Below are 6,122 nucleotides of genomic sequence, written 5' to 3'. Positions count from 1 at the left end.
CTCGATAAAACCAATATTGAAGAGGTATCTCAAGAATTACAAGAGTTTTATGACAGCGTAAAATTCCGTGCCTCTGGGATTACCTCCCCCCAAGCAAGACAGAACCTTATTATCAAACTTTACGAAGATTTTTTTACCAAAGCATTTAAGAAAACTACGGACAGACTTGGGATTGTTTATACGCCCGTTGAGGTTGTGGATTTTATCATTCATTCTGTTGATGACGTTTTACGCAATGAATTTGGAAAAAGCCTTGGTTCACGGGGTGTGTCTATTCTTGACCCTTTTACAGGTACTGGTACCTTTATCACACGGCTATTACAATGCAATCTCATCAAACCAGAGGATATGGAATATAAATACCGTTACGATATCCATGCCAATGAGATTGTTTTACTCGCTTATTACATAGCAGCCATTAATATCGAAGCAACTTATCATGGTCTTATGAAAGGGAATTATATCCCTTTCAAACATATTGGTTTGACAGATACGTTTCGGATGCTTGAAGAGAAGAACCTTCTGCAAAAATTATTTAAGGAAAACAGTGAATATTTAGAGCATCAGAAAAATCTGGATATCAAAGTTATCTTTGGCAATCCCCCTTATTCGGTAGGACAAAAAAGCGCTAATGATAATGCAAAGAATACTCCTTATCCCATATTAGATGATCGTATTCGTGAGAAATATATATCGAATTCAACAAAAATAATAAATCGAAACAAACTTTATGACAGTTATATCCGCGCTATCCGCTGGGCTAGTGACCGTATTGATAATGCTGGAGTAATCGGCTTTGTCACGAACGCGGGGTTTATCAATGGATGTTCTATGGATGGCTTACGAAAATGCCTCGTTGAGGAATTTTCGAGCCTTTATATTTTCCATTTGCGGGGTAATCAAAGAACCTCTGGAGAACTTTCTCGTAAAGAAGGTGGTAAGATTTTTGGAGAAGGTTCTCGGGCTCCCATAGCTATCTCTATTCTTGTAAAAAATCCAGAATCTCAACAGCGTGGCAAAATATATTTCCATGATATTGGAGATTATCTTAAAAGAGAAGAAAAACTTACAATAATTGAATCCCTTGGAAGCATTGATGGCATTACACGGAGTAAACAAGGTTGGAAAATAATTACACCAGATAAGCATAATGATTGGCTTGATCAACGTGATGACAATTTTAAAGAATTTTTAGCCATGGGCGATAAAAAAGGACATGGTAAAAAGCTCTTTTCTACTTATTCTTGTGGTCTAAAAACCAATCGTGATGCTTGGGCATATAACTCAAGCCGTGAATCTGTAAAGAAAAATATGAAGAACATGATTGCCTTCTATAATAGCGAGGTAGAACGTTTTAATAATAGCTATCCACATACTGACCGTAGAACACTTACAAAAGTTGTAGATAATTTTGTCAATGCGGATGAAACGAAAATCAGTTGGAGTCTTAATCTTAAAAAACATTTAACTAAAGGAAAGATTTTTGAGTTTGAAAATGTATGCCTTGCTCAAAGTTTCTACCGTCCTTTTACACAACAATGGCTCTATTATAATCGTGCTTTTAATGAAATGGTTGCCCAAATTCCATGTATATTTCCTATAGGTGAAGTGATTGAAAATAAAGTGATACAAATTACAGGTACCGGAGCAATGAAAGATTTTTCTGTCATCATGATTAAGACAGTACCTGATTTTCATGCAATGGATACTAGTCAATGTTTTCCAAGGTATATTTATGAAGACACTCCGGTTTCAAAAAATAAAAGTGAGAAACAATCACATTTATTTTTAATTTCTACAGAAGAAAACACAACATCTGGTTTACAGAGGCGTGATGCTATTACTGATGAAGGGCTAGCACATTTTAAAGCCGCTTATCCTAATGAAACTATCACTAAAGATGATCTATTTTATTATGTTTACGGATTATTACATTCAGAAGATTATCGTGCTCATTATGCTGATAACCTCTCTAAAGAATTGCCTCGTATTCCTTGTGTAAAAACTGCTGAAGATTTTTGGAAGTTTGTAACAGCAGGACGTGAATTGGGTCATTTGCACGTAAACTATGAAGATGTGGAACCTTATCCAGTAACCTTTAAAAAGGGTAATCCAAAACAGACTGATATATCTAATCCAGAAAAGTTTTATTATGTGACTGAAATGAGATTTTCTGGGAATAGTAAGGAAAAGGATAAATCGACTGTTTTTTATAACAGCAATATCATCATGACGGATATCCCTCTTGAAGCTTATGAGTATATAGTCAATGGAAAGTCGGCTCTTGAATGGATTATGGAACGTCAATGTGTTAAAACAGATAAAAAGAGTGGTATTGTGAATGATGCTAATCGCTATGCTGTTGAAACCGTTGGCAATCCTGCTTATCCATTAGAGTTATTTCAAAGGGTTATTACTGTAAGTTTAGAGACAATGAAAATTGTTAAGAACCTACCAAAATTGGAAATTAGAGAAACTGAATAGACTTATTAAAGCATGCTCACATAATGGGCATGCTAATCTTATTAAAGCCGCTTATGTATTAGTTTAAATAACAGTCTATTTTATCATCTGTTATGAGATAACTAAGATAGGAAATAATTACGTTATCAGAAATCCTTTAATGGACTTTTGTAAATTTTGTAAACGTATCATCTTGTGAATTGATTACCTATAATCTTAAAAGAGATAATTTATCATGCGTTATTCTAAAAAGAAATCATTTGCACTTTTAAACACTGTACTTTGGATTGCTTTAAGACTTTTAAGAAATCCACTCTTAAACAGAATACGCTTCTTTTGGATTGCCTTTAAAAGATTATACCGTAATCTAAAATGATAGCTTTATCCTTTTCAAAAGCTTTGTTTAAAAAGAGTTATGTATATTCATTTTCTTATATTACTTATAGGTTTTGTCTGTTTTTAACCCCCCCAAAACACCGACAAAACCCTCTTAAATATATATTAAAGATTGTATTTATGTGTTGTGTTTAATATAGGTTGTTTATTTGAAAGATTAACTTATTGAAATATAATAACTTTTATTTTTGACTAAAAAATATATATAAAAGGGGGGGGTAAAAAGACCCCCCAACCCCCCCTAAACTCATAACCATAATAGTCTTAATAGGATTTCTTATCATTATAAACTGTCTTTTAAAAATTCACTTAATATGTTTTAAAATAACTTTTTACTCTTATTATTTTTTTAAGTACCAACCTTTAATCTATAAATACGTCTTGATAGCATTTTTATGATTATAAACCGTTTCTTTTGAAAGGCTTTAAAGGATCACATGTTTTTTTAAGACGTGTTTTAATCACTCACTAAAATCATAAGGTTATCTATTTAAATAAACTGATAAAAATTCATAAAAGGGATTTTAATAACGTAATCAGTTTTTACTTTCATACGCTTTTCATAAGACATGTTGTAATTACTTACTAAAATAATCATTTTGTCAGTTCAATTTACTGACACATAACTGACAAGTTTTAATCAATTCACATCATTGGTTATCTTTAAAGATTGTACTATTGATATGAGTTATGTTTTAAAGACACTAACCTATTGAAATATAATGTTTTTAATTTTTACTCATTAAAAAAAAATAATATAGGCTTTAAAAAGAACTGACAACACTGACAAGACTGACACGGTCTATTAAAAGCTATTTTGCTCATCTCTATAATTATCAGTTTCTATTGAGATGTTTTCATAACGGTTTATAAATCACAATTATCCTATTTATCATTTCTCTTATGAAAAGAAAAATGATGCCATGGCTATAGCTATAAAGAACATAACAGCTATAAAGCGCGCGTGAAAAAAGCAGGCTTTCATAATCATAAGGCATTTTCATAATCAAAATGCAAATGAAAGCATTTGTTTATAAAGACAGTCCCTATAAAAAGCTGTTAAGTTGCAAATGTGTTATAAAAGAAATTAACAGAAATCTTAAAAACCATTTAGCAACAAAATTGATAGGTTATAAAGTTTAAAATACGCATGATGAGAGCGTTTCTAAATATTATAAATGTATAGATTCAGAAAATAATGCAATCATTTCATAAAGCAAATAATATAGCTTTAAAAGCACATAAATATAAAAGAAGAAATTAATAAGCATAAGATATTATCAATACACAATGTATTTAAAAAATAAGAAAAAATATCAAAAAAGATAAAATATTATTTGACAATAAATACGTATTTTGTTATATAAATATTCAAGTGCTAGAAACACTAAATCGATAGCGAAGAGGTTGCGATAAACCTAATCCTATTATAAAAACTGACTATCTTTTATGCTTTTGTTGGTATATGAGAGCTTTGTCGGGTGTGGTTACACCATACAATACTCTTTATGAGAAAAGTGTAACGACGGACTATCGACCGTGTTTCTACCACCCGGCGCCTTTAGGGGTGTCAATAGAGACTTTATAATCGATAGGATTTAAATATGACAAATTCAAACAATACCCCCGTTATCTCTTCCATTTCAAATGAAACCGCGCCCGTTAATCAACAAGAACCTGCAAAAAAATACGAATTTATTGATGATTGTGAATATATCGATGGTCATTTCTTAAAGCGAATTAGAGCCTTAAGAGATTTTGATGATGTCAAAAAAGGTGACCTCGGTGGCTATATTGAAAGTGAAGATAATCTCTCTCATGAGGGTAATTGCTGGGTATATAATAAAGCGCGGGTCTTTCAAAATGCACGCGTCTTTGGAAATGCTAAAGTGAAAAGCTTTTTTGTTGATGTTTATGGCAATGCTCAAATTTATGGAAATGCTATTTTTGAAGGTATGACATTAAAGGACAATGCAAAGCTATCGGGCAATGCACATGCTAGCAACGCCGTGGTTATTGAAGGCAATGCTCAAATTTATGATAACGCCCGTGTCACTGATCATGCTCATATTTCTGATAATGCCGTTATTTGTGATGATGCTCATGTCGGAGGCAATGCAAAAATAAGTGGCTCTGCTTATATCTGTGATGAATCGCGTGTTTTTGATGATGCTGTTATTTGTGATGCTCTTGTCTCAGGCAATTCTTATATTCATAGCAATGCCTCTCTAACTGCTAATGAAGATATCTGTGATGATGCATATCCCGAATTTGGTAGCGAAGATGATTATTATCGTCATGAGTATTATGCTGATTGTGAGTGGTATTATGACGATGATAATGACAGCGAATATGAAAATGATGCTGCGTAAATGACGCGCGGGCGCGGCGGGGGCGCCCCCCTTTAAACATTTCATTCTAAAATTCAAATCTTTTTATAAAGGAATTGTGCTATGCAAAAAAAGTTTGCACTCACAAATGAGACACGTGTATTTAATAATCAAACCCTTTATCGCATTAAAGCATTAAGAGACTTTGCTGATGTTAAGGCTGGTGCCTTGGGTGGTTTTATTGAAAATGAAAGTAACCTCTCTCATGATGGCAATTGCTGGGTTTACGATAATGCTCTTGTTTTAAATCCTGCCCATATTTATGAAAATGCCAAGGTTTCTAATAACGCTATTATAATGGGTAGTGTTTATGGCAATGCCCATGTATGTGACCGTGCCCGCGTTTATGCAAATGCTCATGTTTATGACAATGCGCATCTTTCTTATAATGCTTGGGTTTATCATCATGCAAGGGTTTATGGGAATGCAAAATTAACAGGAAGTGCTCGTATTCATAGCAAGGCGGTAGTTTATGATCATGCTGTTGTAAGTGGCTCTTCAAAAATTTATGGCAAGGTTTATGGCAATGCTAGCGTGGGTGGGTATGTTAAGGTCTACGGTTCTGTTTATGGGAATGCAAAAGTGACTGGTTATCACACCATTAGAGGTTTGGTCCATGGCAATGCAAGATTAAAAAGAGATGGTTATTCATATGTTGAACAAAACGTTTACTATGCATATGGGATTCCTGAGGATTGTGAAATTTATGAAAACGATCACGTTGTAAAGATTATTAAAAATAATGCTGCGTAAATAAGACGCGGGCGGTGCGGGGGCGCCCCTCTTTCAAATTTTCCCATTCCAAATTTTATCAAACGTTTATCACATTAGATTGTGAGGGTATCTTTATGTGCAAAAAATATGAATTAACTA

Annotated in this window: 3 protein-coding genes; all 3 read left to right on the top strand. The window is 33.2% G+C overall.

All coding sequences use genetic code 11. The annotated features are described in order from the left end of the window. Nucleotides 1-2,484: type ISP restriction/modification enzyme (locus ACFIK6_RS08815; RefSeq protein WP_375642641.1), on the top strand; the 2,484-nt coding region annotated here is incomplete at its 5' end. Nucleotides 2,485-4,463: 1,979 nt separating this feature from the next. Continuing rightward, a complete protein-coding gene (locus ACFIK6_RS08810; RefSeq protein WP_375677560.1) occupies nt 4,464-5,231 on the top strand; it encodes a hypothetical protein in 768 nt (255 codons plus the stop codon). A gap of 81 nt (nt 5,232-5,312) precedes the next feature. Further along, nucleotides 5,313-6,002, top strand: coding sequence for a hypothetical protein (locus ACFIK6_RS08805; protein ID WP_375677559.1), 690 nt, complete (start codon nt 5,313-5,315; stop codon nt 6,000-6,002). Nucleotides 6,003-6,122 lie beyond the last annotated feature (120 nt).

Origin of the sequence: Bartonella sp. AS69XJJH (assembly GCF_042195585.1) — a bacterium.
GTDB lineage: Bacteria > Pseudomonadota > Alphaproteobacteria > Rhizobiales > Rhizobiaceae > Bartonella.
This window is presented reverse-complemented; position numbering and strand designations above follow the sequence as displayed.

What these genes read in the sequence shown, in the direction of transcription:
- ACFIK6_RS08810 (WP_375677560.1), top strand. Translation starts at nt 4,464, where the DNA reads ATGACAAATTCAAACAATACCCCCGTTATCTCTTCCATTTCAAATGAA.
- ACFIK6_RS08805 (WP_375677559.1), top strand. Translation starts at nt 5,313, where the DNA reads ATGCAAAAAAAGTTTGCACTCACAAATGAGACACGTGTATTTAATAAT.